Source organism: Streptomyces sp. NPDC018263 (assembly GCF_055562575.1).
Window position 1 is genome coordinate 1 of sequence record NZ_JBVHFA010000022.1, and the last position, 1149, is coordinate 1149.

The window sequence follows — 1149 nt, forward strand, 5'->3', positions numbered from 1 at the left end:
TCACTCCCCTTCCGGGGTGCTTTTCACCTTTCCCTCACGGTACTGGTTCACTATCGGTCACTAGGGAGTATTTAGCCTTGGGAGATGGTCCTCCCTGCTTCCGACGGGATTTCTCGTGTCCCGCCGTACTCAGGATCCACTCAGGAGGGAACGAAGTTTCGACTACAGGGTTTTTACCTTCTGTGACTGGCCTTTCCAGACCTATTCATCTACCCCGTTCCTTTGTAACTCCATGTAGAGTGTCCTACAACCCCAAGAGGCAAGCCTCTTGGTTTGGGCTAATCCCGTTTCGCTCGCCGCTACTAAGGGAATCGCGTTTGCTTTCTCTTCCTCCGGGTACTTAGATGTTTCAGTTCCCCGGGTCTGCCTTCAGTTACTCTATGTATTCAAGTAACGATACTATCCCATTACGGATAGTGGGTTTCCCCATTCGGAAATCTCCGGATCAAAGCTTACTTACAGCTCCCCGAAGCATATCGGTGTTAGTCCCGTCCTTCATCGGCTCCTAGTGCCAAGGCATCCACCGTGCGCCCTTTCTAACTTAACTTGATTTGGCTAAAGATGTTACTCTTTACCCTAATTCTTCTATTTACATAGAGAATCTAAGATGGCGATTACTCGGTTTTATCTTGGTTTTTCTTCTATATGATTTAGTTTTCAAAGAACAATTTTATATCATGAGGAATTGCTCCCTCAAAACTGAACAACAAACTATCAACAATCTATGAATGGAATAAATCCATTTTTCCTTAGAAAGGAGGTGATCCAGCCGCACCTTCCGATACGGCTACCTTGTTACGACTTCACCCCAATCATCTATCCCACCTTAGGCGGCTGGCTCCCAGAAGGGTTACCCCACCGACTTCGGGTGTTACAAACTCTCGTGGTGTGACGGGCGGTGTGTACAAGGCCCGGGAACGTATTCACCGCGGCATGCTGATCCGCGATTACTAGCGATTCCAGCTTCATGTAGGCGAGTTGCAGCCTACAATCCGAACTGAGAATGGTTTTATGGGATTGGCTCGACCTCGCGGTTTTGCTGCCCTTTGTACCATCCATTGTAGCACGTGTGTAGCCCAGGTCATAAGGGGCATGATGATTTGACGTCATCCCCACCTTCCTCCGGTTTGTCACCGGCAGTCACCTTAG

2 rRNA genes are annotated in these 1149 nt (G+C 48.7%); both read right to left on the reverse strand.

Annotated elements, in window-relative coordinates:
* Nucleotides 1-547: ribosomal RNA gene (locus ACZ3HQ_RS29575) — 23S ribosomal RNA — on the reverse strand; the annotation flags it as partial.
* A 206-nt stretch (nucleotides 548-753) separates the two neighbouring features.
* A 16S ribosomal RNA gene (locus tag ACZ3HQ_RS29580) occupies nucleotides 754-1149 on the reverse strand; the annotation flags it as partial.